The 26,138-nt window shown below is 68.2% G+C and carries 24 protein-coding genes; 14 read left to right on the top strand and 10 right to left on the bottom strand.

The genetic code is table 11. The features are described from left to right. The 6 genes from HAV39_RS31680 to HAV39_RS31655 all read right to left on the bottom strand — a co-directional run bounded on the left by HAV39_RS31680 (position 1) and on the right by HAV39_RS31655 (position 6,715). Positions 1-1,695, bottom strand: a complete 1,695-nt coding sequence (locus HAV39_RS31680) for a GH39 family glycosyl hydrolase (protein ID WP_191842852.1) — start codon at positions 1,693-1,695, stop codon at positions 1-3. Then, complete coding sequence (locus tag HAV39_RS31675) at positions 1,688-3,376, bottom strand: glycoside hydrolase family 43 protein (RefSeq protein ID WP_191842851.1); 1,689 nt, start codon at positions 3,374-3,376, stop codon at positions 1,688-1,690. The genes HAV39_RS31680 and HAV39_RS31675 overlap by 8 nt, the downstream gene beginning before the upstream one ends. Continuing rightward, on the bottom strand, positions 3,376-4,902 hold the full coding sequence (locus tag HAV39_RS31670) for an alpha-N-arabinofuranosidase (RefSeq protein WP_191842850.1): 1,527 nt from the start codon (positions 4,900-4,902) through the stop codon (positions 3,376-3,378). The genes HAV39_RS31675 and HAV39_RS31670 overlap by 1 nt, the downstream gene beginning before the upstream one ends. A 26-nt stretch (positions 4,903-4,928) precedes the next feature. Further along, on the bottom strand, positions 4,929-5,216 hold the full coding sequence (locus tag HAV39_RS31665) for a hypothetical protein (RefSeq protein ID WP_191842849.1): 288 nt from the start codon (positions 5,214-5,216) through the stop codon (positions 4,929-4,931). A gap of 67 nt (positions 5,217-5,283) precedes the next feature. Further along, entirely contained in the window at positions 5,284-6,279 is a 996-nt protein-coding gene (locus tag HAV39_RS31660; RefSeq protein ID WP_191842848.1) for a LacI family DNA-binding transcriptional regulator, read from the bottom strand. Positions 6,280-6,472: 193 nt separating this feature from the next. Then, entirely contained in the window at positions 6,473-6,715 is a 243-nt protein-coding gene (locus HAV39_RS31655; RefSeq protein ID WP_191842847.1) for a glycoside hydrolase family 95-like protein, read from the bottom strand. Positions 6,716-7,150: 435 nt separating this feature from the next. Between HAV39_RS31655 and HAV39_RS31650 the strand changes: the two genes are divergently transcribed. The 9 genes from HAV39_RS31650 (at position 7,151) to HAV39_RS31610 (ending at position 19,038) form a co-directional block, all read left to right on the top strand. Further along, positions 7,151-8,845, top strand: a complete 1,695-nt coding sequence (locus tag HAV39_RS31650) for a type 2 periplasmic-binding domain-containing protein (protein ID WP_239120636.1) — start codon at positions 7,151-7,153, stop codon at positions 8,843-8,845. Positions 8,846-8,934: 89 nt separating this feature from the next. After that, positions 8,935-9,987, top strand: coding sequence for an ABC transporter permease (locus HAV39_RS31645; protein WP_191842846.1), 1,053 nt, complete (start codon positions 8,935-8,937; stop codon positions 9,985-9,987). A 9-nt stretch (positions 9,988-9,996) separates the two neighbouring features. Next, positions 9,997-10,950, top strand: coding sequence for a carbohydrate ABC transporter permease (locus tag HAV39_RS31640; RefSeq protein ID WP_144127009.1), 954 nt, complete (start codon positions 9,997-9,999; stop codon positions 10,948-10,950). A 144-nt stretch (positions 10,951-11,094) separates the two neighbouring features. After that, entirely contained in the window at positions 11,095-11,649 is a 555-nt protein-coding gene (locus tag HAV39_RS31635) for a DUF624 domain-containing protein (RefSeq protein ID WP_191842845.1), read from the top strand. A 109-nt stretch (positions 11,650-11,758) separates the two neighbouring features. Then, positions 11,759-13,849: a glycoside hydrolase family 36 protein gene (locus HAV39_RS31630; RefSeq protein ID WP_191842844.1), complete on the top strand. Its 2,091-nt coding sequence runs from the start codon at positions 11,759-11,761 to the stop codon at positions 13,847-13,849. Between the two features lie 175 nt (positions 13,850-14,024). After that, positions 14,025-16,052 (top strand): right-handed parallel beta-helix repeat-containing protein, encoded by a 2,028-nt coding sequence (locus tag HAV39_RS31625; RefSeq protein ID WP_191842843.1) that lies wholly within the window; start codon positions 14,025-14,027, stop codon positions 16,050-16,052. A gap of 74 nt (positions 16,053-16,126) precedes the next feature. After that, a complete protein-coding gene (locus HAV39_RS31620) occupies positions 16,127-16,702 on the top strand; it encodes an IS607 family transposase (protein ID WP_191842842.1) in 576 nt (191 codons plus the stop codon). After that, the gene (locus tag HAV39_RS31615) at positions 16,695-18,311 is read left to right on the top strand and encodes a transposase (protein WP_191842841.1); all 1,617 of its coding nucleotides are present in this window, start codon (positions 16,695-16,697) and stop codon (positions 18,309-18,311) included. The genes HAV39_RS31620 and HAV39_RS31615 overlap by 8 nt, the downstream gene beginning before the upstream one ends. Positions 18,312-18,753: 442 nt before the next feature. Beyond that, entirely contained in the window at positions 18,754-19,038 is a 285-nt protein-coding gene (locus HAV39_RS31610) for a hypothetical protein (RefSeq protein WP_191842840.1), read from the top strand. A gap of 150 nt (positions 19,039-19,188) precedes the next feature. Here the strand turns inward: HAV39_RS31610 and HAV39_RS31605 are convergent, their stop codons facing one another. Then, complete coding sequence (locus HAV39_RS31605) at positions 19,189-21,666, bottom strand: transglycosylase domain-containing protein (protein WP_191842839.1); 2,478 nt, start codon at positions 21,664-21,666, stop codon at positions 19,189-19,191. A gap of 165 nt (positions 21,667-21,831) precedes the next feature. Here HAV39_RS31605 and HAV39_RS42980 point away from each other — a divergent pair, with 165 nt between their 5' ends. After that, the gene (locus HAV39_RS42980) at positions 21,832-22,050 is read left to right on the top strand and encodes a hypothetical protein (protein ID WP_239120637.1); all 219 of its coding nucleotides are present in this window, start codon (positions 21,832-21,834) and stop codon (positions 22,048-22,050) included. Between the two features lie 163 nt (positions 22,051-22,213). Here HAV39_RS42980 and HAV39_RS31595 read toward each other — a convergent pair whose 3' ends face one another. Continuing rightward, positions 22,214-22,462 carry a tetratricopeptide repeat protein gene (locus HAV39_RS31595; protein ID WP_275413932.1) on the bottom strand — a complete coding sequence of 83 codons (249 nt, stop codon included), beginning with the start codon at positions 22,460-22,462 and terminating at the stop codon, positions 22,214-22,216. Between the two features lie 58 nt (positions 22,463-22,520). Between HAV39_RS31595 and HAV39_RS31590 the strand changes: the two genes are divergently transcribed. Further along, positions 22,521-22,721, top strand: coding sequence for a hypothetical protein (locus tag HAV39_RS31590; RefSeq protein ID WP_191842837.1), 201 nt, complete (start codon positions 22,521-22,523; stop codon positions 22,719-22,721). 132 nt (positions 22,722-22,853) lie between these two features. Here HAV39_RS31590 and HAV39_RS31585 read toward each other — a convergent pair whose 3' ends face one another. Further along, a complete protein-coding gene (locus HAV39_RS31585; protein ID WP_191842836.1) occupies positions 22,854-23,375 on the bottom strand; it encodes a hypothetical protein in 522 nt (173 codons plus the stop codon). Then, positions 23,375-23,509 carry a hypothetical protein gene (locus HAV39_RS43410; RefSeq protein ID WP_275413931.1) on the bottom strand — a complete coding sequence of 45 codons (135 nt, stop codon included), beginning with the start codon at positions 23,507-23,509 and terminating at the stop codon, positions 23,375-23,377. The genes HAV39_RS31585 and HAV39_RS43410 overlap by 1 nt, the downstream gene beginning before the upstream one ends. 102 nt (positions 23,510-23,611) lie before the next feature. Between HAV39_RS43410 and HAV39_RS31580 the strand changes: the two genes are divergently transcribed. The 3 genes from HAV39_RS31580 to HAV39_RS31570 all read left to right on the top strand — a co-directional run bounded on the left by HAV39_RS31580 (position 23,612) and on the right by HAV39_RS31570 (position 26,097). Further along, the gene (locus HAV39_RS31580) at positions 23,612-24,181 is read left to right on the top strand and encodes a TetR/AcrR family transcriptional regulator (RefSeq protein ID WP_191842835.1); all 570 of its coding nucleotides are present in this window, start codon (positions 23,612-23,614) and stop codon (positions 24,179-24,181) included. A 178-nt stretch (positions 24,182-24,359) separates the two neighbouring features. Next, complete coding sequence (locus HAV39_RS31575) at positions 24,360-24,629, top strand: metal-sensitive transcriptional regulator (RefSeq protein ID WP_191842834.1); 270 nt, start codon at positions 24,360-24,362, stop codon at positions 24,627-24,629. Between the two features lie 139 nt (positions 24,630-24,768). Further along, complete coding sequence (locus tag HAV39_RS31570) at positions 24,769-26,097, top strand: rhodanese-like domain-containing protein (RefSeq protein ID WP_191842833.1); 1,329 nt, start codon at positions 24,769-24,771, stop codon at positions 26,095-26,097. Positions 26,098-26,138 lie beyond the last annotated feature (41 nt).

Below are 26,138 nucleotides of genomic sequence, written 5' to 3'. Positions count from 1 at the left end.
TCAGTGCCGAATAGACCCTCCTCGTGGTCGAAGAGCTCCTGGAATGCGGCAAGCAGCGGCGCGGGCAAGCGTCGGCGCGACCGAGGCGACCGCCCAGGCGGGCAGCGTGAGGTCGATGTCGAGAGCGCCGTCGTCGCCGACGGTCAGCGTGCTGCGGTGGAGGCCGTCGGCGACGTGGCGCAGCTCGGCGGTCTGTTCCCGCGTGATGTTGAGCGGGGCGCCCATCTGGTACCAGGCCTCGGCGACGTTCCCGTGCTCCCAGTCGAGGATCTCCACGGTGAGCTCGGTGCCCGGGCGCAGTCCCTCGACCCGGTGCCGGACGCGGCGCTCGGGGCCCATCTCGGCGAGGGCTCGCGTCTCGGCGTAGCCGTTGCGGGACGCGAGCCCCGTCGTGCCCATATCGGCGGGGTAGTTGTAGAAGATGGCCGACACGTCACCCGTCGCGGACGAGCGGGTGATGGCGCCGTCGGGCAGCTCGGCCAGGAGGCGGTCACCGAGGCGGTGGAGCATGGCCATCGCGTGGAACGTCGGCTTGTGCAGGCCGTTCTCGTTAACGAACCCGAAGCCTCCGTGGAAGGGGCCGATGCCGCCGCCGCCCTCCTCGAACACGTCGGTGAAGGTCCAGTAGGAGATCGAGTCGGCCAGCGGCGCGCCCTTGAGGAACGCCCGGACGATGTACGCGGCGGCGAAGAGCGTGTCGTGGATCGCGTCGCGGCTCGACGGCGAGGTCGACCACTCGGTGATGTGCAGCTCGGCATCCGGGTACGGGCTGTTCTCGATGATCGTGCGCAGGACCTGCAGGTCGACGTACGTGGCGTCCTTCTGGCGCGTGATCGCTTTGAGGTCGCCCAGGGAGTCCGCCGCGTAGTCGGTCGGATACAGGTGGGTGGAGAGGAAGTCGATCGGCAGCCCGCGCTGCGCGCAGTACTCGATCAGCTCGTGGATCCACACCGGCTGCCAGTCGAGCTCGTCGGGGTCGGTGGCCACCGCGGTCTCGACCTCGAGCGACGGGTCGTGGGTCTCTCCGGAGTAACGGGCGTCGGGGACGAACACGCTCGTCGACGGGCCGCCGACCCGCAGCCGGGGGTCGATGGCTTTGATCGCGCGCGCCGTGGCCTCGTATAGCTCGAAGTACTCGGTGCGCGTCCCGGTCCAGAAGTTGGGCACGAGGTTCGGCTCGTTCCACACCTCGAACGGCCACTGCCGCACCTCGTCGATGCCGTACCGCTCGATCCAGTGCCGCACGGTGGCGTCGACCAGCGCGACCCATTGGCCCATCTCCTTGGGCGGGCTGCAGTGCGCCTTCCACCAGAACAGCGTCTCGGTCTGGGTGGCGAGCTCGCGCGGCATGAAACCGAGCTCCACGAACGGGCGGGCGCCCGCGTCGAGGATTGCGTCGAACACCTTGTCGACATATGCGAACGTGTAGACCGGCTCGGGCAGCGGCTGGTTCGGGCCGAAGCCGCCGCCGTTGTCCGTCCGGTAGACGAACATGTCGTCGTGGAACAGGCCGTGGAAGCGCACGTGCCGGGCGCCCAGCACCTGGACGGCCTCGCGGAAGTGCGCCTGCCAGTCCGCCCGCAACGCCTCATTCGCGCGGCCAGCACCGACGCACTCGTTCCACACATGATGCAGCCGCACCTCGGCGGGTTCCTGTCCGTCGATCAGCAGGGCTGACGTCGCCTGCTCAGTCATGAACAGCTCCTTCCTTCCGTCGGTGAGTAGGGCTTGCGAGCCCGGTGGGGTCGCTGACACGGAACCAGTCCACGTCGACGTAGCCTCCGGGCTCGGCAGTGGCGTAGTTGAAGAGGGCGAACCGGTACCCGGTGAAGTGCGCGAGGTCGTATCGCATCCGCAGGGTGTCGCCCAGCCACGTCCAGTTGCTGCCGTCGTACGAGTACGCGAACGACGCCGTATCGACGGCATCCCGGAAGTCGACGTCAGCGCGCAGGTAGACGACGTCCGCCCGCAGCGGCACCGGTGCGCTGGTGAAGGCGATGACGCCGTCGCCGCCCGCCCGGCGCATCACCAGGCTCTTGGTCCCGCCCTCCATCGTCACGGCGATGTATCCGTACTTGCGCTGGTAGGCGGAGATACCTGCGACGTCCCCGTCCTTCATGTGCGAGACGTCCAGCGAGATGGCGCCGGAGCTCGCGGGTCCGAGCGTGCGTTGGGTGAGCGTGTTGCGCGCATCGAGGATGCTCGACGCGACGCTGCCCGTGGTCAGCCGCAGGTGTCCGGGCCGCTCGGTGAGCGACCAGAACCGGTTGTCCGGGTTGTGGTTCCACTGCCACTGGAGCCCCAGGTCCGACCCGTTCCATGCGTTCTCGGCGGACTCTGCCAGGAGGTCCGCGTTGGCCGTGTTCCAGTGGCCCGCGCGCTCGAGGAGGTTGTCGAAGTCGTCCGAGGCGACGACGGCGGCCCCGTCACCGGCCGTCCGTGCGGCCGCCGCGGGCGCTTGCGGATGGAGAGCGAACACCGGCCACCCGTCGTCGTCCCAGGTCACGCCAATGAGCTGAGGCGCACGACCCAGCGGGCCCTCGTCCTGGAACAGCATGGCGTACCACTGTCCGTCGGATGCCTGGACGACTCCTCCCTGGGCGACGCCGGTTCCGGGTCGGCCCCCGACCGTCACGCCCTGGCTGAGCACGACCCGGCCCTCCCACACGCCGCCGGCCGACTGCGGCGTCAGCGACGTCGACCGCCACAGCACCTCCTGGCGGATGCCACCCGACGGCCACTCGATCATGAAGACGTAGTAGTAGTCCCCGATCTTGTACGCGTGCGCGCCCTCGGCGTTCAGCCCGCTGGTCTGGTCGACGTCGGCGTCCTCGACGAGCCGAGTCGCCGGGCCGTCCCAGGCAAGGGTCCCGTCGTCGTGCCGCCGCAGCCTGCGCAGGTCGATCGACCCGCCACCGTAGACAAGCCAGACGTCGTCGCCGTCGAACAGCAGCGACTGATCGTGGGCGTACCCGTCGAGCACCGACCTGGTCCACGGCCCGTGCTCGATGTCGGGAGTCGAGTAGACGTACGTCTGCTGCGTGGTGAGGCTGCCGACCGACACGTAGTAGGTCCCGTCATGGAACCTGATGCTCGCTGCCCAGCTGCCCTGGCCGTACGCGTCCTGGCCGTTGCGCAGCGCCAGCGCGTCCGTGTCGTCGAGGATCGCCGCGGTGTACCCGGCGATGGACCAGTGCACCAGGTCGCCCGAGCGCATGATCGGGACGCTCGGCGCGAAGTACATGGTCGTGCTGACCATGTAGTAGCACCGGCCGTCGAAGATGACGTCCGGGTCGGGCACGTCCGCGAAGATGACGGGGTCGGAGACGTCTGCCCGCGCCCCGCCGCCGCGGATGTTCACCTCCGGTCGGTCCATCAGCGCAGCTCGAGCGCCACGGTGACGTAGGAGTGGGCAGGCAGCTCGACCTCGAGCCCCCGGGGGTGGGGGTGCACGCCGGCATGGTCGGTAGGGGCGACGGCGTCGAGCTGTTCGGGAGTGTTGTGCGCGTCGAGCGCCTTGGCGGTCAGCACCCGCGCGGTGTGCCCGACGACATCGCGGCCGCGCAGGTCCAGGACGAGGGTGCGGTCCGTCTCGGCGTCGAGGTTGGACAGCGAGACCAGGGCGGTGTCGCCCTTGACCGACGCGGACGCCGAGACGAGCGGCAGCTCGGTCGCGCCGACGGCGCGAGTCTCGACGCCGCGCAGGTGCACCGCGAGGGCGGCGGCGTCGTGGTGGCCGGTGTTCATGGCGAAGACGTGGTACGTCGGGGTGAGCACGAGCGCCCCGCTGTCGGGGTCGGTGAGGATCATGGCCTGCAGCACGTTGACGGTCTGGGCGATGTTCGCCATGACCACGCGCTCGGCGTGACGGTGGAACGCGTCGAAGTGCACGGCGGCGACCAGGGCGTCGCGCAGCGTGTTCTGCTGGTACAGGAACCCGGGGTTGGTGCCCTTCTCCACGTTCCACCACGTGCCCCACTCGTCCACGACCAGGCCGACCTTGCGGTGCGGGTCGTAGCGGTCCATGACCGTGGAGTGCCGGGTGAGCAGCTCTTCCATGCGCCGGGCGCGGGCCATGGTCACGTACCACTGGTCCGTGCTGAACCCGGTGGCGTCGCCCTTGTCCGACCACGGCCCGGCCATCGTGTAGTAGTGCAGCGACACGGCCTGGAACGGGCCCGCCGAACCGGCTCGGTCCGCTGCCAGGTCGTCGAACGAGCGCATGAGCGTCTCGGTCCAGTGCAGGTCGGCCTCGTTCGCGCCCGCCGCGATCCGGTACAGCAGGTTGCCGCCGTGGTTGCGGCAGTAGGTGGCGTACTGCCGGGCCAGCGACGCGAACTGTTCGGCGCGCAGGTTGCCGCCGCAGCCCCACGCCTCGTTGCCCAGTCCCCAGAACGGCACCCGCCACGGCTGCTCGCGCCCGTTCGCCCGCCGCAGCGCCGCCATCGGTGAGTCGTCCGCCCGGGTCAGGTACTCCACCCACTCCGACATCTCCGCCACCGACCCGGACCCCACGTTCCCCGACACGTACGGGTCCGCACCGAGCAGCTCGCACAGGTCCATGAACTCGTGCGTGCCGAACGCGTTGTCCTCCACCACGTCGCCCCAGTGCGAGTTGACCATCCGCGGGCGGCTCTCGCGCGGGCCGACGCCGTCACGCCAGTGGTAGTCGTCGGCGAAGCAGCCGCCCGGCCAGCGCAGGTTCGGGATCGAGATTGCCCGCAACGCCTCGACCACGTCCGAGCGGATGCCCCGAACGTTGGCGACCGGCGAGTCCTCGCCCACCCAGAACCCGCCGTAGATGCACCGCCCCAGATGCTCGGCGAAGTGCCCGTACACGTGCCGGCTGATCGTGGCGCCGGGCAGGTCGAGGTCGATCACTGCGATCGTGCTCGTCGTCATTGTCTTCCTATCGGCTGCGTGGTCCGTCATTGCAGACCCCAGCGAGGAGCTCGCGGAGGCCAGACCCGCATCGGGCCGGGGGCACGGTTGCCCCAGGTCGACAACGGGATCGCTGTTACCGTTCGCTCGTCGCCGAGCTCGGTGGCGGTGTCGGGGCCGTAGAGGCCGTCCGCGGCGTCGTTGCGCTGCTGCCAGGCTGTCAGCGGACCGCCGACAAGGCGTACGGCCGGGATCGGCAGCGGCCGGTGCTGCGTCCCGGCGAGCGGGGATGCGGGGACGGCGCGCAAGGCGGACGTGCGTGCAGAGGTGCTCACAGCTTGGTTCCCTTCGACCGAACCGGGCTAGAGGGGCGCGCGGCGTTCCGCGCGTGAGTGCACGGCCCTAGGCGCCACCGCGGGTGGAGCCACGCACCACGAGACTGACGGGCGCGACGACGTGCTCGGCCGGGCCGGTCCAGCCCGCCATCTGCCGGCGCAGCAGACCCACCGCGGTCTCGGCGACACCTTCATGGTCCGCGTCGACGGAGGTGAGGCCAGGCGGGACGAACCTCGCCATGTCGAGGTTGTCGAACCCGGCGAGCTGGACGTCGACGGGCACCCGAAGCCCGCTCTCTGCCAGGGCCGCGATCGCGCCGAGCGCGATGACGTCGGTGACGGCAAAGACGCCGTCGAAGGGCAGACCGGACGCGATGACGTCGAGCAGGGCATCGCGTCCGGCCGCCGACGTGTAAGTGGGGACGGGCACCACATGGCGTGCGTCGACATCGAGGCCGGCATCGCGAAGTGCGCGCTCCCAGCCAGCGCGGCGGTCCGACGACATCATGTGCGCGGTGTCGAACGTGCAGCCCAGCGCAAGGATGCGTCGCGAGCCGTGCTCGATCATGTGCGCCGTCGCGAGGCGGGCGCCTTCTTCGTTCGCCAGCCGCACGTGGTTGAAGCGGTCGGGCACGTCACGCTCGCCGAGCAGCACGATCGGCTTGGGCGTGCGCACGCGGTCCAGCTGGTCGCGGTCGAGGCCGGCGACGGACAGCAGGACGCCGTCGTAGTACTGGAGTCGCGCGACGCTCACCGCCGCCATCTCATACTCCGGGCTGGCGCTCGTCCGCTCGAGGACGAGGTGCCGCCCGTCGGCCTCGATCAGCGGCGCGATCTTGTCGGCGATCTCACCGAAGTAGTCGTGGAAGCTGGGCACGATGAAGGCGACGGTGTCGGTCCGTCCCGCGCGCAGGTGTCGCGCGGTCAGGTTGACCTCGTACCCTAGAGCCGCGACGGCGGCCATGACGCGGGCACGCGTCGGCTCGTTGACCGGGAGGCGCTCGTTGAGGACGTTCGACACGGTCATGGTCGACACGCCCGCCTCACGGGCGACGTCCGCCATCGTCACCCTCGCCATGTGTATCCTCCTGTCCGGACGTTCTGCCAACCCAGCAGCCTCTGACGAGAGGCTCGCGGCCCGGACATACCGCGGGGTGCCGTCATATTATCGATAAAATGCGGCTTGGCAAGTGGTCCACCTCGCCTGACGGGGCGAGCTTCTGCTGACCAGGTGAGGGTGCGGCACCATCCCACGCCTACGGCGCCACCACGGTCACCGTCGCGCCGGCCTGCAGCGACACCCTGCGCCTGATGCGCACCTGCCCGTCTCCGGGCACCTCGACGCTCACCTCACGCGTCGCCAAGGCGTGAAGCACTACGGTCGACAGCACCCTGTCCAGCCAGTCGAGATCGACGGCGTCACCGCCCCGGACGCGCAGTGCGCGTGCCTTTCCCGATGTCCATCCGGCGGGCAAGGCCGGCAGGATCCGGCTGGCCATGCCCGCCCTGGAAGGCCGACGACGGGGTATCCCTCGATCGAGCCCGTCCCTTTCGCCGTGACCTCGGCCTACCACCGCCACCGCCGAAGTGGCCAAAGTGAACGGGCAGTCACGCTGCGGGATCGATCGCGTACGGCGAGCTCGATACGTTCAGCCGCACCTACCTGTACACGCCAACCTGTACGCAGACAGGGCGTCGTTCCGGAGGGTGTGGCGCATGCGGCTTGTTGCGTGTGGACCGGGACGTCACGGCGGAGTCTCGGTTCGTGCGCGGGGCTTGACGGAACTCGATCGCCTCTCTACTTTATCGCTAAAATCACGCCGCGGTTAAGACGCGAGGCAGGATTCGCGTCCGCAGCGCACAGCTTCCGGTCAACATCGCCCGGACATTTTTCTCACAGCGGAGACGTCCGGACAGTTCCCGAAAGGAGAGACATGAAGCGCAACCTTAGACTCGGCGGCCTGCGCCGGGCCGGGCGGCAGCTCACCGTGGCCGCCACGGCCATGGCGCTGATCGCCCTGCCTGCCTGCACGTCGGACGAAAGCGCGGACGACTCGGAAACGCTGAGCCCCAGCAACCCGACGACGCTCTCGGTCTGGATCACGTCGGCCCAGCAGGCCCCGGCACCCGACAACAAGATCACCAAGCTGCTCAAGGACAAGCTCGGTGTCACCCTCACGTACGAGATCGTCACGCCGGACAACGAGGACCAGAAGATCGGTGTCATGCTCGCGGGCGGTCAGTACCCCGACCTCGTCGGCACCGGCGACCTGAAGCAGCGTTTCCTGGAGGGCGGCGCTCTCCGGCGCCTGGACGACATGCTGGAGACTGGGGCCTACCCCAACCTCGCCGCGCACGTCAAGGACGACATCAAGAAGATGAGTTACTCGGGCGATGAGGTGGACAAGGGCCTGTACATCTTCCCGAACTACAACCGCTTCTACGGCGACATCACCGGCGGCACCTACTACGGTCCCGCGTTCTGGATCCAGAAGCGTGTGCTCGCGGACGCCGGCTACCCGGACCTCGGCAACATGACACTCGACCGCTACTTCCAGCTCATCTCGGACTACAAGGCGAAGCACCCCCAGACCAACGGCGCCCCCACCGTCGGCTTCGAGATTCTGGCGTCCAAGGGCCGTGAGTGGGGCATGACCAACCCGCCGGCGCTGCTGGCAGGCTCCCCGAACAACGGTGGCGTCATCGTCGACAGCAACAACAACGGGTCGATCTACGCCGACAAGGACGTCGCGAAAAACTTCTTCAAGGTCCTCAACCAGCAGTACAACGCGGGCCTCGTCGACCGCGAGTCCTTCACCCTGACGTTCGACCAGTACACCGCGAAGCTGGCCACCGGCGCCGTCCTCGGCATGCACGACCAGGGCTGGAACTTCGGGACCGCCACCCAGTCGCTGCAGAGCGCCGGCAAGGACGAGAACACCTACGTGCCCCTCATGCCCGTCTACGACGGGATGACGCCCTGGTACGCCGACCGCGCCGTCATGAACATCAACCAGGGGTTCGGCGTCTCGGTCTCCAGCAAGCAGCCGAAGAAGGCACTGAAGTTCCTCGACACCATGCTCAGCGAGGAGTGGCAGAAGACGCTCTCCTGGGGCATCGCCGGCGAGGACTACCAGGTCGGCGCCGACGGCGTCTTCTCCCGCACGGACCAGCAGCGGAAGAACTACAAGGACATCACCTGGCGTTCCCACAACCGTCTCGACGCGCTGCTCGACATGCTGCCCAAGCACCAGGGCAAGTTCTCCGACGGCAACGCCTACAGCCCCGACGACCAGCCCGCCGAGTTCTACGCGACGCTGAGCGACTACGACAAGAACTTCATGGCGAAGTACGGCAACAAGAAGACCTGGCTTGACTTCATGAACAAGGTGCCGGAAAACCCCAAGTACTACCCGGCCTGGAACATCAAGCTCTCCGACGACGCCAACCAGGTCAACCAGCAGCTGACGGACACCAGCGTGCAGAACCTGCCGAAGATCATCGCCGGCAATCCCGCCGACTTCGACAAGAGCTGGCAGGCCTACGTCGACTCCATCCACAAGGTCGACGTCAAGGTGTACGAGGACGCGGTCAACGCCGGCATCAAGAACCGTCTAGCCAACTGGTAACAGTCTGCGAGCAGTCGTGGTGGGCGGCGTGCGCCCCCCACCACGACGCGTTCTCGATCACCACCCACTGCTCCGGACGAGGTTGACAGATGACGGACGCCACGGTCAGCACCCCTGTGCCCGCCACCGGGCTCGAACCGGCCCCGGAGCCGGCGAGCAGCTCGCGTGCCCAGAAGCGCAAGGCCCGAAAGAACGCAGCGAAGGATCCCAAGCGCAAGATCACCTGGGACAGGGTCTGGGCGCAGCGAGCCCTGCTCGCGATGTCCGTCCCGCTGCTGCTGTACCAGATCCTGTTCAAGTACGTCCCGGTCTACGGCTGGGCGATCGCCTTCCAGCACTACAAGCCGGGTCGCGGCAGCATCTGGAACCAGCAGTGGGTGGGCCTCGAAAACTTCCACAACCTGTTCACCGGTGTCAACGGCGAGCGGTTCCGCCAGGTCGTGGTCAACACGATGGGACAGTCGGTCCTGACCCTGATCGTCGGGACCTTCGGGGCCATTGTCCTGGCGCTGCTGCTGAACGAGGTAAAGAACCTGCCGTTCAAGCGGATCATGCAGAACATCACGTACATGCCCCACTTCCTCAGCTGGGTGATCGTGGCGAGCCTGGCATCGGTGGCGCTCTCGCTGCCCTCCTCCGGCGGGTTCATCAACCAGGGCCTCATGAACCTGCACATCGTCGACGAGCCGGTCCTGTTCCTGACCCAGCCGAACTACTTCTGGGAGATCGTCGCCGGGACGAACCTGTGGAAGGAGCTGGGCTGGAACACGATCCTCTACCTGGCCGCGATCACTGCGATCGATCCTGGTCTGTACGAGGCCGCCGAGGTCGACGGAGCGGGCCGCTATCGCAAGATGTTCAGCATCACGCTCCCGAGCATCAGGCCCACGATCGTCGTGCTGCTCATCATCAACAGCGGCTGGATCCTGTCCACGAACTTCGAGCTGCCGTACTTCCTCGGCAACGGCCTGGTGTCCGAAAAGTCCGAGACCATCGACGTCTTCGTGCTGCGCTATGGCTACCAGCTGGGCAACTACAGCCTCGCCGTCGTCGCGGGCATCTTCAAGACCATCGTCGCCGTCATCCTGGTGGGCTCGGCGAACCTGGCGGCCAAGCGCCTCAACCAAGAGACGCTGGTCTAGGAGGACTTCATGTCAGGCACCACTGTCGCGAAGCCTCTGACGCGGCGCGCATCACGAGGCGGGTCACGGCGTCGCAAGCGGACGGTCGAGCAGATCATCTTCACGACGCTCAACACGACCTTCCTGCTGGCCCTCGCGGCGCTCATGATCTACCCACTGCTGAACACGCTCGCCATCTCCCTGAACGACGGCAACGACGCCGTCCGTGGCGGGATCGGCATCTGGCCTCGGGTCTTCTCGCTGCAGAACTACAACGTCGTGTTCAACATGACCACGATCTACCAGGCGTTCGTCATGAGCGTCCTGAAGACGGTCGTGGTGGTGGCGACAAACCTGGTCTTCACCTCGATGCTCGCCTACGCGCTCAGCCGCAAAGAGTTCATCTTCCGCCGCTCGATCACCCTGATCTTCGTGCTGACGATGTACTTCGACGCCGGGCTGATCCCCAACTACCTGCTCATCAGGGACCTGGGCATGCTGAACAGCTTCCAGGCCTACTGGGTGCCGACGATCATCAGCGCGTTCAACCTGATCGTCCTGCGCACGTACATGAAGTCGATCCCCGACGAGATCATCGAGTCGGCACGGACCGACGGCGCGGGCGAGTTCCGCATGTGGTGGCAGATCGTGATGCCGCTGTGCAAGCCCGCGCTGGCCGTGGTGGGTCTGTTCGTGGCGGTGGCCAGCTGGAACTCCTGGCTGGACACCCTGCTCTACAACTCGGGCGATCAGGCGTTGTCCACCCTGCAGTACGAGTTGCAGAAGCTACTGGCGAGCTCGATGAACGCCGGCATGAACTCCGTGGCCGCCACGGGCAGCGCGCAGTCTGGCGGGCAGGTCACCACACCGATCGCGCTGCGATCGACGATCACCGTGGTGGCGGCCGTCCCCATCCTGCTCGTCTACCCGTTCCTGCAGAAGCACTTCGTGTCCGGTCTCGTGATCGGCTCCGTGAAGGGCTGACGGCGCCGGGCTCCCGCCCGCCGCGGCAGGCCGACCCCGTCCTCAGCACCCCGCAACTCCACACCCGGAAAGGCGCCGACCATCTTCCGTTACCACCCCGCGTCGCGACTGTGGCGCATCCTGGACTCGCTCGGCTCCGTCATCGTGATCAGCCTGTTATGGCTCGTCAGCCTCGGCCTTGTCGTGACGGCGGGAGCGGGAACGGTGGTCGCCTACGAGGTGTGCCGCCGGTACGTCCTGGGCAAGGACGCAGGCCTCTGGGCCATCGCCATGAAGGCCTTGCGGCAGAGCTGGAGGCAGGCGACCGTCATCGGCCTGCTGGCCGTCCCGGTCGCGGCCGTGGGCATCCTCACGCTCTCCTACCTGCCCACTCTCGGGCTGGCCGAGGTCTGGGTGCCGCTCACCGTCGTCGGACTTTTCCTCCTGCTCCTGGTCTTCTGGTGCCTCCCCCTCGCAGCCCGCTTCACCAACCCCACCTGGCGCCAGTTGCTCAACGGGCTCACGTTGGGGCTGACGACGCCCAGCCTGACGTTCCTGCTCGGGATCGCCGTGGTCCTCGGGGGCGTCGCCATCTGGAACTTCATGCCCGCGGTGTTCGTGGCGCCCGGCCTGATCCTCCTGTGGTGGTGCTACCTGCTCGAGGGGTTCTTCGTCGCCCGGAGGTACGTGCAACCGGAGCCGAAGGAGGCGGAGGTCTGACGCTCCCCAGCCGAGCCACAGCCGTGCGGCAGTCCGTCGTTGGCCTTCGTGCGCTCAATCGCGGCCACCGCTGGGTGCTACTTCGACAGGGTCTTTGAAAGGAGTAGTTGTGGAGGTCCTGAAGGACTACGTCCTCGGGGACACGATCGCCCGCTACCTGCAGCCTGGTCCGGGCGGGCCGGTGGGAATGATGCTCTTCCCGGCGGCAATGGCAGGCCAGGTCGCCGAGAAGTCGTCTGCCATCGACTCGCTCGTCCAGATCAAGACCCTCGGTGACACATACCCGGGCGGTTCGGCCGGTCGTTCGTTGCGGAACGGAGGCACTGTCGCCACGCTCACCCTCGAGTCGCAGCTCGAGGTCACGACCGACGCCGGTGTCACGGTCGTGACCCTCCTGCGCACGCACCAAGGGTGCCTCGTCGAACACCATCTGCGGTGGCAATCGGGCGAGGCCGCGCTGGACTCATTTGCTGTCCTTCGCAACGAGGGACCGGACACGGTGACGCTAGAGCTGCTCTCGTCGTTCTCGCTCACTGGTCTGACACCCTTCGCCGGCGACGATGCCCCCGGCGATCTGATCCTGCACAGGCTGCGCAGCGCCTGGTCGGGTGAGGGGCGTCTGGTGTCCGACCACGTCGAGGACCTGAGCCTGGAGCCAGCCTGGGCCAGCTGGGAGCGGTGCCTGCGCTTCGGTCAGGTCGGATCTTGGCCAGTGCAAGGGTTCTTCCCGACGGCGTTCCTCGAGGACAGCCGCGCTGGCGTCTGCTGGGGCGCGCAGATTGCCCACCCGGCCTCGTGGCAGATCGAGCTAGGCCGGACGGGCGCCGCCCTCAACCTGTCGGGCGGGCTGGCGGACCGTGAGCTGGGCCACTGGACGAAGAGCGTGGCTCCCGGGGAGGAGTTCCGTACCCCCGTCGCCTACCTGACGGTCACGCAGGGTGGAGTGGACGACGCCGCCCACCGGTTGACGGCTCGCCACCAGCTCTTCCTGGATGTGCCCGCGGTCGAAGAGGCTCTGCCCGTCATCTTCAATGAATACTGCACCACCTGGGGTTCGCCGTCGCCGCAGAACATTGGTGCGATCGTCGACCGGCTCGCGGGCAAAGGGATTCGATATCTCGTCATCGACAGCGGCTGGTACAAGGCCGAGGGCAGCGAATGGTTCAACGGTCACGGCGACTGGGAGCTGGACCGCCGAACGTTCCCCGACGGACTGACCGAGGCGCTTGATCACGTGCGGTCCGCCGGCATGATCCCCGGCATCTGGTTCGAGTTCGAGACGGTCGGCTCCCGGGCCACGTCATTCACGCTGACCGACCACCTGCTCAAGCGCGACGGCGCCCCCGTCACCGTAGGCGGCCGGCGCTTCTGGGACTTCCGCGATCCGTTCGTGATCGGGTACCTCAAAGACCGGGTGATCGACTTCCTCAAGGCCAACGGCTTCGGCTATCTCAAAGTCGACTACAACAACAGCATCGGAATCGGGTGCGACGGAGCAGAGTCCCTCGGTGAGGGGTTGCGCCAGCAGATGGCCGCAGTCCAGGGCTTCTTCCGGATGATCCGCGAGGAGATGCCGGAGCTCGTGATGGAGAACTGCGCGTCCGGCGGCCACCGGCTGGAGCCCTCGATGCTGGCCCTCACCAGCATGTCGTCATTCTCGGACGCCCACGAGTGCGCGGAGATCCCCATCATCGCCGCCAATGTGCAACGCGCACTGCTCCCGCGGCAGAGCCAGATCTGGGCAGTGCTGCGCGCGCCGGACTCCCCACAGCGGCTTGCGTACTCGCTCACCGCGACCATGCTCGGCCGGATGTGCCTATCGGGCGACATCCACGAACTGAGTGACGAGCAGTGGGCTGTGGTCTCCCGGGCAATCACCTTCTACAGGGCGGCGGTCCCGGTGATCAAGAACGGTGTCAGTCACCGGTTCGGACCGAAGGTGAGCAGCTATCGGCACCCCGAAGGGTGGCAGGCAGTCCGGCGAGTGTCCGACGACGGCGCCCAGATCCTGGTCGTCGCCCACCGGTTCGGAGCCGCTGAGCGAACTCCGATCGAGGTTGCTCTGCCACCGGGCAGGTACGAGGTCGGCGACCTCTTCTCCCACCGCGAGATCGTGGTCAAGCTGACCGAGGAACTAGCAGCCGTGGAGCTGAAGGAGCCGTTCTCTGCCGCGGCATTGCTGCTCACGCAGATCGAGTGAGATATGCCTGACGGCCCGATCCGCGCCGGCTGCCGTAATGGGACTCGCCACCGTCTCGCAAGGTAGTCGCACTCAGACGCAGACCTCCAGGTACCGATAGAAACTCTAGAAATCGAGATCATCAATGGCCGGCAGCGCTCTTACTTTCCCCGTCCCTGAGGCTGAGGTTACCGGCGTGGAGCTGCACGTCGCGAAGTCTGGTTCCGACACCGCCGCCGGAACCGCGCAGGCCCCCCTGCTCACGATCGGTGCTGCCGCGGCGCTGGCTCAGCCGGGGGACACCGTCGTCGTGCACGAAGGCGTGTACCGCGAGTGGGTGAACCCGCCGCGCGGCGGTACGGCTGCTGCGCCGATCACCTACCAGGCTGCGCTGGGCGCGGATGGCCTGTTCGAGAAGGTGACGATCTCGGGTGCTGAGGTGATCGGCGACTGGCATCCGCACGCCGGCTCGGTGGGCCGGGTCTGGGTGGCGACCGTGCCGAACTCCCTGTTCGGGTCGCGCAACCCCTACCTCGAGCGCATCGGTGGGGACTGGTTCTTCGACCAGGTCAACACCTGGCACACGGGCGAGGTGTATCTCGACGGCAAGTCGTTGTACGAGTCACTGACCATGGCCGGCGTCGAACACCCCGAGGTCACCGTGGACTCGTTCGACCAGGCGGGTTCGCTGCTGACCTGGTACTGCGAGGTGGGCGACGACGTCACCACGATCTGGGCGAACTTCGGGGGCGCCGACCCCGCGGAGCACCAGATCGAGATCAACGCGCGCAAGTTCGTCTTCTGGCCCGCCGCCACGGGCATCGACTACATTACGGTGCGCGGCTTCACCCTGACGAAGGCCGCCACGCAGTGGGCCCCGCCCACGGCGCTGCAAGAGGGCCTGATCGGCCCGCACTGGTCGAAGGGCTGGGTGATCGAGGACAACACGATCACCGACTCGAAGAACGTCGGCGTCTCGCTGGGCAAAGAGGCCCGCACCGGGCAGAACGAGGCCGCCGCAGGGCCGAAGGGCGCCAAGGGCGGCACACAGCGCGAGCGCGAGGTGATCCAGCGGGCGCTCGCCCTGCGCGGGCCCGCCGCTGGCGAGCCGCACCCGTGGGACCGGGATCACGTCGGCTCCCACACGGTGCGCCGCAACACGATCCGGGACTGCGAGCAGGCCGGCATCGTCGGGCACCTGGGGGCGGCGTTCTCGACCATCAGCGACAACCACATCTCCCGCATCCACGTGAAGCGTCAGTGGCACGGCGCCGAGGTGGCCGGCATCAAGCTGCATGCCGCGATCGACACCGTGATCAGCGGGAACACCATCCATCACACGCACCGTGCCCTGTGGCTCGACTGGCAGGCCCAGGGCACCCTGGTGCGGCGCAACGTCTTCTACGCCTCCACCGCCGAAGACTTCATGGTCGAGGTCTGCCACGGCCCGTACCTCGTGGACTCGAACCTGTTCCTGTCACCGTGGGCGGTCAAGGACATGTCCAGCGGCGGCGCCTACGTGCACAACTACATCGCCGGTCGCATCGCGAACTGCACCGAGCACCAGCGGTACACCCCGTACCACCTCCCGCACTCCACGGCCGTCCACGGAGTCTCGAACATCCTCGGTGGAGACAACCGGTTCTACAACAACGTCTTCGTCGGCGACGGCGCGCGCGCCGAGCACACCGAACCGCAGTCGGAATCGACGCTCGCGAGCTTCTGGTCCGGCGCGATCGACATGGACGGCGTGCCCGGGCAGGCCACCTTCGTGCCCACCCCGGTGGGCACCTCGCAGTACGACGCCTACCCGACGGCGCAGGAGTACCCGAACGAGCACGGCAGCGCGATGGCCGGGCCACGCCTCCCGGTCTGGATCGAGGGCAACCTCTACGCGGAGGGCGCCGAGCCGTTCCGCGCGGAACCCGCGGCCATCATCACAGGCGCATCACCCGTGCGAGTCGAGGTGCTCGACACCGCAGCCGGCACCCTTCGCGTCGAGGTCACCCACCCGGGCACCCACGTGGTCGCCCCGGTGAGCACCGACCGCCTCGGGACCAGCTACCAAGCCGAGATGGGCTACACCAACCCCGACGGGTCTGACCTGGACCTGAGCGCCGACCTCTGTGGGATCCTCCGAGGTGAGGTTGTGCCCGGGCCTTTCGCCGCATCGGCGCCCGTCACCCGGATACTCGCCGCGCCAGAACCGGCGGGCCGACGCTAAGGGTCGCGAACAGCTGAGGGTCGAGTGTGCATAAGCCGTTATGAATGCGCATGGGTGGATGCTAGGGTTCGTTCGTGAATCTTGCGGAGTGGGCGAGGGCGCAGGGGGTCAGTCCCCATACGGCGTATCGCTGGTTTCGTGAGGGCACGTTGCCGGTGCCTGCGACGCGGGTAGGTCCACGTACGATTTTGGTGAATGTCGAGGCGAACGCCGGGCCGGGCCCGGTTGCCGGGGTGGGGTTGTATGCCCGGGTGTCCTCGCATGATCAGAAAGCGGATCTTGATCGTCAGGTGGCACGGTTATCGCGGTGGGCGGCGCAGGCCGGACACGTGGTGGTACGGATCGAGTCCGAGGTCGCCTCGGGTATGAACGGCTCCCGTACCAAGGCCCGGCGCCTGCTCGCCGATCCGAAGGTGACGACTGTTGTGGTGGAGCATCGTGACCGGCTCGGGCGGATGAACACCGAACTGGTGGCGGCCGCGTTGTCGGCTTCTAGCCGTCGGCTGGTGGTCCTCGACGACGGCGAGGTCGATGACGACCTGGTGTGGGACATGGTGGAGGTGCTGACCTCGTTCTGTGCCCGCCTGTATGGTCGCCGCTCGGCGAAGGACCGCGCTCGCAAGGCGTTGGAGGCCGCCGCGCATGGCTGACTTGCGGTCGATCGCCGCGCCGTTCGTGGTGCCCGGCCCGTCCGGGGTGGCGATTCGCACCCGCCTCAAGGGCTTGAGCGCCGAGGACGAGTATGTGCTGGCTGCGGTGGGTGAACATCTGGGTTCTGTGGCCGCTGCTGATCTCAAGCAGCGTTGTGCTGACGGGCTTGGCCACGACATCGGTCGGTGGGCGCAGCGCAAGCGGGGGTTGACGGGCCTGTCGTCGTCGCGGTGGGCCGGGTCGATCACCAAGTCCACCCACGATCAGTGGGCGCTGGCGCGCCGTGGTCTGGCCGCGCATGTGCAGGGCCTACAGGCCGGTATCGACATGCTGGCCCACCGCCTGTGCCTGCCTGTGGGGCAGAAGGGATCGAAACGCGCTCCGGGCGGGTACCGGTCGCGGCGGGAATGGCACGCCAAAGCACGACGCCTGGCGTGCCTGACCGACCGGCACGCGGCGGCGCTTGCGGACTACGACAGCGGCCGGGTCCGGGTGGTCCGTGGCGGCCGTCGCCTGCTCAACACCCGGCACCACCTCGATCAGGCGCAGCTGTCGCAGGAGCAGTGGCGGCAGCGGTGGCGGGCCGCGCGCTGGTTCCTGTCCGCCGACGGCGAGTCCGGTAAACGGTACGGCAACGAGACGATCCGCGTCACCGACGACGGCCGGCTGTCGATGAAGCTGCCCGCACCCCTGGCCGACCTGGCCAACGCCCCGCACGGCCGCTACCTGCTCACCTGCCGCGTCAGCTTCGCCCACCGCGGACAGCAGTGGACCGACCGGATCGCCGCCGACCGCGCCGTGGCATACCGGATCAGCTTCGACGCCCAACGTGGCCGCTGGTATTTGACCGCGTCGTGGCAGCACCCGCCCGTACCCACTATCGGACTTGCGGCTGCCCTGGCCGCCGGGTGTGTCGGCGTGGACGCCAACGACGACCACCTGGCCGCCTGGCACCTGGACGCCCACGGCAACCCGGTCGGCGCGCCGCGCCGGTTCTCCTACGACCTGTCCCGTGACGCCGATCACCGTGACGCGCAGGTCCGCCACGCCCTCACCCGGCTGCTGCACTGGGCCAGAGCCTGCGGCGTGAAAGCGATCGCGGTCGAGGACCTCGACTTCGCTGCTGAGAAGACCCGTGAGAAGCACGGCCGTAGGAAGCGGTTCCGTCGGCTCATTTCGCGGTTCCCGACCGGCCGGCTACGGGCTAGGCTCACCTCGATGGCCGACCAGACCGGCATCACCATCGTGGCCGTCGACCCCGCCTACACTTCCAAATGGGGCGCCGAACACTGGCACAAACCCCTCGCCAGCCCCACCAGGAGGATCACCCGGCACGATGCGGCGAGCATCGTGATCGCAAGACGTGCCCAGGGACACAAGGCCCGGCGACGGACGTCACCGCCCCCAACCGACCAGAGCGATCGGGTGGGGCATCGGAGCGCCCAGGCCAGACCGGACGTGCCTGGGTGTGAGGGACCCCGCCGCCGCATTCCCGGACCGCGCACACGATGCCCGTCGCCGGACAGCGACCCGAACGCGGGCGACCAGTGTGCTCAACACCGTTCGGGGCACACGACTGAGCCTGTGCAACTTATGCACAGTCAGTAGGAACGGTCAGAGCTGCTGTGTGGCACCTCTCGCGGCTGGTTCGAGCGAGGGGCGCCCTTGCTCGATGGCACCCTGTGGCGTGAGCTGCATGCTCGGGCGGTGGCGCCCGCCGATGTGGACTTCCTTTGGGACGGCCGACCGCGCGAGGTGTGGGGCTTTCAATCTTTGTCTCTGCACGACAGGGACCCATGGGGCAGCCCGAAGCGGTTCCGAAGGGGCACCAGCCTGCCCCCCTCGAAGGGCTCCGGGCTGGCTTCAGCCGGCAGGAAAGAACTCCGCGAGGTGTGCAACCAGTTCCACTGCTCCCACATCATGCTGTTCGCCGCAGCCGGGACCGCGGCACCTCCAGGCCGAGGGCGAGGGTTACCCCTCGCCGTCCTCTGCGCCCACGTCGTTGCGCTCGGCGAACGCATCAGCACCGGACTGCCGGGGGTCGGATGCGGTGAAGTTCCGGCGCGGCCGGATCCCGCGCTTCGACGAGCACGGTGTGCGCCTGGAACCGGTGCTGCCGGGGCGGATCCTGGAACGCACGGACGGCCCGGTCATGTTCCGGGACGAGGAGATCTCCCGAGCCGGTGTGCACGTCACCAGGACACCGGTGCTGACCCGCTGGCACGGTGGTGGCGTCTTCGGCTGGACCAGCCGTCGTGCGCAGACAGGCCAGGGCGAGGCTGCCAGCAACCTCCAGTACGACGCAGCAATCCCGCCGAGGACCGTCACCGGGTAGACCGCCCAGACCCGTCCCGCCCCGAGGACCCGACGCTCTACCTCCGCTTCTTCTGACGAGGATCGGCGTCCGTGGCCGGAACACGTGGTGTGATACGACGTTCCGGCCACGGACACCGATCGCCTCAAGCGTCGCGAGGCCGCTGGACGGTCACGGGCGCCGGGGGGACGGGGATGGTCTGGGGCTGGTCGACGGGCTGGGTTTCGGGCTGGGCTCGGGGGACGGGTCGCCGCCGCAGGGCTGGTCCGGGCCGCAGGAGGGTGAGGGCTCGGGGGCAGCGCTGGAGGGGGCTGCCGACGGGGCGGGGGACGCGCCGTCGCCGCGGTCGGGGTCGCCGAGGTTGCCGTCGCTGCCGTCGGCCAGCGGCTGGGCCTTGAGGTTCATCGCCTTGTGCGCGTCGTTCATGAACTGCTCCCAGATCTGCCCAGGCAGCGCCGATCCGCCGATCTTGTCCTTGTCGCGGTCGCGCAGCGGCAGCTCCTCGCGGACGTTGCCGACCCAGACCGCGGTGGCGATCTGGGGGGTGTATCCGATGAACCACGCGTGCGCGTTCTCGCCGGGGAACATCTTCTGGCCGTTGGGTTTGAGGCGGCCGTTCTCCCAGGTGCCGGTCTTGGCGGCGGACTGGCGGCCGGACAGCGCGTGCGCGCCGGGGATCTGTCGGAGCACCGAGGTGACCTCGTCGGCGATCTCGGCGCGCATCGCCTGCCGGGACTCGACCTTCTCGCCGAGGCCATCGACCGGCTCCCACTCGCCGGTGTCCTTGTCCTTCTTCTCGACCTTCACGACGAAGTGCGGCTTGCGCCAGACGCCGTGCGCGGCGAAGGTGGCCGCGCCGGAGGCGTGGTCGAGCACGGTGATCGGGTACTGCCCGAAGCCGACCTGGTAGCCGAACGTGCTCTTGATGCGGCTGGCATCGGCCCCGGCCAGGCGCATCGGCTTGCCGTCGGTGCCCCAGACGGTGGTGACCCCGGCGCGGCGGGCCATGTCGACGACCTTGTCCTGACCGATGTCCCGCGTGATCTTGTAGAACGGCACGTTGTACGACTTCACCGTCATCTGCTCCAGCGTGCAGAACTTGCCACAGCTGGCGTCGTTGTCCCGGCCCGCGTTCTGCACGTTGTCCGGATCGCCGTTCGCCTTGGACAGCGGCGTCGGGTCGAAGTGGCTCTTGACGGAGTAGCCGTCCTCCAGCGCCGCCGCCAAGGTGTAGATCTTGAACGAGGACGCGGGCGGGTGGCCGCCGTACTCCTTCTCGGTGCCGATGGCGTTGCGCCCCGCGTAGTCGACGCCGGTGCCGCTGTTGCCGCCGTAGTACGCGATCACCCGGCCGTTGTTCGGGTCGATCGCGACCGCCGCGGCCATCAGGTTCTTCGGCTGGCCCTCCAGCAGGGTGCCCTTGCCGTCGACAGCCGCCTTCAGGGTCTCGGTGCAGGTCTCCTTGCCGTCCTTGGTCTGGCAGATGCGTTCGAACTGGTGCGCGCGGTAGACCTGGCTCTCCAACGCCTTCTGCGCGCGGCTGTCGATCGAGGTGGTGATGCGGTAGCCGCCGCTGCGCCAGTCCGGCACGTTCCAGGCGCGCATCTCCGCGCCGACGTAGTTGATCACGTTACCGGTGCCGCGGTCCTGGTAGCCCCACTCCCCCGCGTTCTGGCCCGCCTTGTACGCCTTCAGCGTCTGGTCCGGGTAGGCCGCGGCGGCCCGGTCTGCGGCGCTCAGCCAGCCCATCTCGACCATGTTGTCCAGCACGTACCCCCAGCGGGCCTTGGCCGCCTCGGGATTGTTCTGCGGGTCGTAGCCGCCGTGGTTGTCGCTGGGCTCGGGCTGGCGCAGGACCGCGCCCAGCACCGCCGCCTCGGCCACGGTCAGCTTCGCCGCCTCCTTGCCGAAGAACGCCTGCGCGGCCGCGCCGACGCCGTAGGAGCCGCGGCCGAAGTAGACGGTGTTCAGGTAGAACCCGGCGATCTCCAGCTTGTCGTACTCGTCCTCCAGCTTGCGGGCCATCACCGCCTCGCGCATCTTGCGCGCATACGTGATCTCCAGGTCGTCGGCGGCGGCGCGGGCGTACTGCTGGGTGATGGTCGACGCGCCCTGGGTCTCGCCGCCGGTCAGGTTGTTCCAGGCGGCGCGGGCGATGCCCGCCAGGTCGATGCCGTCGTGGCTGTAGAAGTTCTTGTCCTCGCCCGCGATCAGCGCGTTGCGCACCGGCTCCGGCAGCGTGCCGATCTGGATCAGGGTCCGGTTCTCCGCGCCCAGCTTGGCGATCGCCTTGCCGTCGACGGACAGCACCTCGGTGTTCTCCTTCAGCGGCAGCTGCTCCGGACGGGGCACGCTGCTGTAGAACCAGGCGCCCGCGATCAGCCCGACGCCGGACAGCACGACGGCGACGCCGATCATGCCTGCGATCAGCGCCCGCCGACGCCGCGGGCTGCGCTTCTTCTCGGCCACGGACTGCGCCGCCCCGCCAGCCCGGCCCGCCGGGGACGGGACGCCGGCTCGGGACGCCTGCTCCCGACCCGCGACCGGGGCCGGGGCGCCGGCCCGGGGGGCCTCGGCCCGGCCGGTCGCCGGCGGCGCGGGCGGCCGCGCCCGGCCGATGACCGGCTCATCATCACCATAGGTAGTCAAGTTTCACACCGTCCCATCCGGATACACGAATGCTGCCAGGACCTACGCTTGCCGCAGACTAGCCACACCCCGCATGCCCACGGGGAGCGCATGACAATCAGTGGTCTATGTAAAACTGACGAAGTCGGTTGACACCTACAGGGCTCCACGGAAGTTGGAGACTGTATGGACGTCCCCCCGCTCGACCGCGACGGCAAACGCCGGCTGGCGATCATCCGCCATGTCGAAGAAGTCACCGGCAACGTCTCGATGACCTGCCGGTACTTCATCTTCTCGACCCGCTTGAGCTCGAACGACCCGACGTTGTTGACCAGGATGTCCACGCTCGGGATCCGGTCGCACAGCCGATCGACGTGTTCGGTGACCGCGAAGTCTGACCGCTGACCGACGCACCAGGCACCTCGCGGCGCGGCCTGTCGACGGCCTCGGTCAGCCTCTGCGGATCACGGTTGTTGAGGATGATGTCGGCGCCTTCGGCGGCCAGGGCCTTCGCGGTCGCGTAACCGATTCCCTGGGTCGATCCGCTGATGAACGCCGTCTTGCCCGGTCAGGACGGGACCCGGAGCCGCCGGCGGTTGTCCGCGGCGGCCGCCAGCGCCGGATGCCCGCCGTCCACGGTTGCGGCGAGGATGCGGTACGCCCGCTCGGCCAGCACATACGCCTTGGACGTGTCACCGCGGTCGGCGACGACGACGGCCAGGTTGTGCAGCGTCAGCGCGGTGTCCGGATGCACCGCCCCGAGCGACGCCCGCTTGCCCGCCAGCGCCGCGCGGTAGAGCACCTCGGCCTCGGCCAGGTCAGCGCCATCAGCAGCCGGTCGATGCCCATGCCGCCACCGCGGCTTGCGATGGCCAATGGTGAAGAGCGAGGGTCAGCGGCTTCCGCGAGCCGTCGGCGGCTGTGCGGAAGTCCATGTTCTCGTCGATGTGGGGCGGCCGTACCCACTCGGTGAGGTGGTTGAGTCCGAAGTCCACTCGGTCGAAGATCGGTTCCTCGTCAGCGTCATAGGCGACTCCGCCGAGTATGCGCCCGACGTGGATAGGGAGTTCTTCTGAGCCGGGCAGCCGGCGCGCTTCCGACCGCGCAAGCGGGAGCTGGGGCGCGAATGGCAGCAGGTGACCGCATGTCCGGACATCGGGCCGTCTGACGTCAAGGCAGTGGGCAGCCCGCTGTCGTACCAGTGGCGGTTACGCCGGCGTCGGCTGCCGCAAGGTGCGCCGATATCCGTACCCGGTCATGCCGCGCGGTTTGAACGTGGCCAGTGCCGTGGTGACCAGCAGCACGACGATGGCTGCCCCGGCATCGGTGAGGACTTGGATCTGCAGGCCGCGTAGTTGTCCGGCGGCCAGCGCCGTGACGTTGGCGGGGTCGGCTAGTGCGGCGATGGGTCCGGTGTGTAATAGCAGGACGCCTGTGGCCGGGACAGTGAGGATGGTCTTGGCCAATACCCAGTAGTGGCGCAGCAGTCCCCAGGTGGTGCCCGCCGACTGGATGATTCCGGTGGTGAGGCTGGCGAAGGCGAGCGGGACGATGACGGCTGTGGTGATGATGTCGTTGGCGGTGTAGGCGGCGTGGGCGCGGCCGGGGTCGGTGGTGGTCAGGCCGACGACGGCTAGGGCGACGAAGCTGGTGACGGCGCCGAGCCAGGCCAGTGATGTGGTGATGTGTGCGGTGAGCGCGGTTTTGCGCAGCCGCGGGGGCATGGGCATCAGTGGCCGCCGTGGGTGGGCATGTTCCCGATGAGGTGGATGGCGGCGAACACGGCTGCCAGCAGGAGGGCGATGATTGCGCTGATCTTGACCCATCGGGGCGGTCCGGGGTGTGGCCGGTCGGGCTGATTCATGGCGTCCTCCTTTTAACGCGGGGTGGCCCACAGACTTTATCGAGACACAGTGTCTACATCAAGACGTAGTGTATGAAGCATGACGGCCCGTACACTAGCGGGGTGCCGAAGCTGTGGAACGCCACGATCGATGCGCACCGCAACGCGGTGCGCGAAGCGGTCCTGGACGCTGCGGCCGCGCTGGTCACCGAGCGCGGCCTGGCCGCGGTGACGATGTCACAGATCGCCGAGTCGTCGGGCATCGGGCGCGCGACGCTGTACAAGTACTTCCCCGACGTCGAGTCGATCCTGCGGGCGTGGCACGAGCGGCAGGTCGGCGCGCATCTAGCCGCCTTGGAGCAGGTACGCGCCAGCTCCGCAGCGCCGGGCGCGGCGTTGTCGTCGGTGCTGCACGCCTATGGGTTCATCTGCCATGCCCGCCACGGCGGAGCGCTCGCAGCGATGCTGCACTCCGATGACGGTCTGGCGGAGGCGCACCGCAGGCTTCGGGACATGGTCACGGAGCTGGTTGCCGCCGCCGCGAGCGCAGGCGAGGTCCGCGGCGACGTACCGGCCGCTGAGCTGGCGGATTTCTGCCTGCACGCACTGGAGGCCGCCCGGGTGCTGGAGTCGAAGGCGGCCGTGGCACGTCTGGTGGCGGTCACGACAGCCGCACTTCAGCCGACCACTTGACCGCACCTTGCGGCACCAGCGCGGCGTCCAGCTCCGGCTGTCACGCCGCGGCCGGGCTTGACGCATTGGGCAGTCTGGTTGCGTCGGCACAGGTCGCGGCCTACTCGGATGACTGGGGCGACGGTGGCATTTGCCACTGATCTTGTCGTACGGATACCCCCGGGGGTACCTTCGGCTCATGCAGCTGAACGAAGCAGTCGCAGGCGACGCCCTCACCCGCCTCAAGCGTGCCCAGGGCCAGCTCGCTTCCGTGATCTCGATGATCGAGGAAGGCGAGGAGTGCGTGAAGGTGCTGACCCAGCTGGCTGCCGTTTCGAAGGCGCTTGACCGCGCCGGATTCAAGCTGGTCGCGACCGGGATGCGGCACTGCCGAAGCGCCCGGGAGCGCGGCGAGGAGCCGCCGATGTCCGAGGAGGAGCTGGAGAAGCTGTTCCTGGCGCTCGCGTGACCTGATTCCGCTGCCGCCACTCGAACCCTGAGTGGCGGCGTTTTTCGGCGCATCGTATACCCCCGGGGGTATCTGACCTGCGCCGATCCCTATACGTCGGATACCCCCGGGGGTATACGAAATTCGAAGGAGGAAGACCGTGGAGATCGTTTCATTCCGCACGCCCGGCCTGGGCGACCAGACATACCTGCTGAGCCATGAAGGCCAGGGCGTGCTGGTCGACCCGCAGCGCGACATCGAGCGGTTCCTGGTCGCAGCGGCCGAGCGCGATGTGCAGCTGCGCTTCGTGGTGGAGACGCATCTGCACAACGACTACGTCTCCGGCGGACACCAGGCCGCGCTGCGCACCGGCGCCGAACTGGTCCTACCGGCCGCCGCAGCCCCCACCTACACCCACACCCCGGCGTTCCACCTCGAAGACATCGACGGCGGAGGCGGCTTGGCGTTGCGCCCGATCCACACCCCGGGCCACACCCCCGAGCACACCAGCTACCTGGTCCTCATCGACGGCGAACCGGTGGCGGTGTTCTCCGGCGGCAGCCTGCTGGTCGCCTCCGCCGGCCGACCGGACCTGCTTGGCCCGGCTCGGGCGCGGACTCTGGCCAAGCTGCAGTACGGCTCCCTTCACCGCCTCGCCTGTCTGCCACGCGATGTCGAACTGCTGCCCACCCACGGTGAGGGCTCGTTCTGCACCGCGTCCGGAGCCGGCCGCTACACCTCCACCATCGGCGCGGAAGTCGACACCAATCCGCTGCTGTCCGTCGGCGACGCCGAGGCTTTCGCCGACAGGCTGCTGGCCGACCCGATGCCGGTCCCGGCGTTCTACGAGCATATGAGCGCAGCCAACATCCTCGGTGTGGCACCGATGCCGCCGCTGGCGGTGCCCGAGCTCGACGTCGAGCGGCTGCCCGCCGGTGCGCACGTGGTCGACATCCGCCCCCGCCAGGTGATGGCCGCAGGCCACCTGCCCGGGTCGCTGGGCATAGAACTGGGTACCGATTTCGGATCGTGGGCGGGTTGGCTGGTGCCTTTCGGCAAACCGATCGTCCTGGTCGCCGACACCAACCAGGACGTCAGCGAGGCCGTCACGCAGCTGGCGCAGATCGGCGTCGACAGCGTCACCGGCGTCGTCCGCGACCTGCGCACGCACGCGAACGGCACGTTCGAGGTACTCGACCTCGCCGCGTTCGCCGTCCGAGCGGCCGCCGACGACGCGCAGCTGCTCGACGTGCGGATGCCCAACGAGCACCGGACGGTCTCGCTCGACGGTGCGGTGCACAGGTTCCTGCCTGACCTGCTCGCTGTGGGCGTCCCCGCCGAGCTCGACCGCGGCAGGCCGGTGCTGGTCGCGTGCGGGTCCGGTAGGCGTGCCGCGATCGCGGCGACCGTGCTGCTGCGTGCGGGGTATCAGCCCGCGGCGCTGGACCGAGCTGGTGTGCCTGAACTCGCTGAGGCTCTGGCCACCTGAGCGGTCGCGGCGCCGAACTGACGACGCCCGATTCACGAACT

Origin of the sequence: Catellatospora chokoriensis, from assembly GCF_011297315.1 — a bacterium.
In the GTDB taxonomy this organism is placed as follows: Bacteria; Actinomycetota; Actinomycetes; order Mycobacteriales; family Micromonosporaceae; genus Catellatospora; species Catellatospora citrea.
Note: the sequence above shows the minus strand (reverse complement) of the source record. Positions and strands in the feature narration are given on the sequence as shown.

Coding starts and splice junctions, on each gene's coding strand:
- HAV39_RS31675 (WP_191842851.1), bottom strand. CDS start 3,376: ATGGACCGACCGGAGGTGAACATCCGCGGCGGCGGGGCGCGGGCAGAC.
- HAV39_RS31585 (WP_191842836.1), bottom strand. CDS start 23,375: ATGCCCATGCCCCCGCGGCTGCGCAAAACCGCGCTCACCGCACACATC.
- HAV39_RS31640 (WP_144127009.1), top strand. CDS start 9,997: ATGTCAGGCACCACTGTCGCGAAGCCTCTGACGCGGCGCGCATCACGA.
- HAV39_RS31680 (WP_191842852.1), bottom strand. CDS start 1,695: ATGACTGAGCAGGCGACGTCAGCCCTGCTGATCGACGGACAGGAACCC.
- HAV39_RS31615 (WP_191842841.1), top strand. CDS start 16,695: ATGGCTGACTTGCGGTCGATCGCCGCGCCGTTCGTGGTGCCCGGCCCG.
- HAV39_RS31660 (WP_191842848.1), bottom strand. CDS start 6,279: ATGGCGGACGTCGCCCGTGAGGCGGGCGTGTCGACCATGACCGTGTCG.
- HAV39_RS31670 (WP_191842850.1), bottom strand. CDS start 4,902: ATGACGACGAGCACGATCGCAGTGATCGACCTCGACCTGCCCGGCGCC.
- HAV39_RS31655 (WP_191842847.1), bottom strand. CDS start 6,715: ATGGCCAGCCGGATCCTGCCGGCCTTGCCCGCCGGATGGACATCGGGA.
- HAV39_RS31575 (WP_191842834.1), top strand. CDS start 24,360: ATGCAGCTGAACGAAGCAGTCGCAGGCGACGCCCTCACCCGCCTCAAG.
- HAV39_RS31590 (WP_191842837.1), top strand. CDS start 22,521: ATGGTGAAGAGCGAGGGTCAGCGGCTTCCGCGAGCCGTCGGCGGCTGT.
- HAV39_RS42980 (WP_239120637.1), top strand. CDS start 21,832: ATGGACGTCCCCCCGCTCGACCGCGACGGCAAACGCCGGCTGGCGATC.
- HAV39_RS43410 (WP_275413931.1), bottom strand. CDS start 23,509: ATGAATCAGCCCGACCGGCCACACCCCGGACCGCCCCGATGGGTCAAG.
- HAV39_RS31645 (WP_191842846.1), top strand. CDS start 8,935: ATGACGGACGCCACGGTCAGCACCCCTGTGCCCGCCACCGGGCTCGAA.
- HAV39_RS31650 (WP_239120636.1), top strand. CDS start 7,151: ATGAAGCGCAACCTTAGACTCGGCGGCCTGCGCCGGGCCGGGCGGCAG.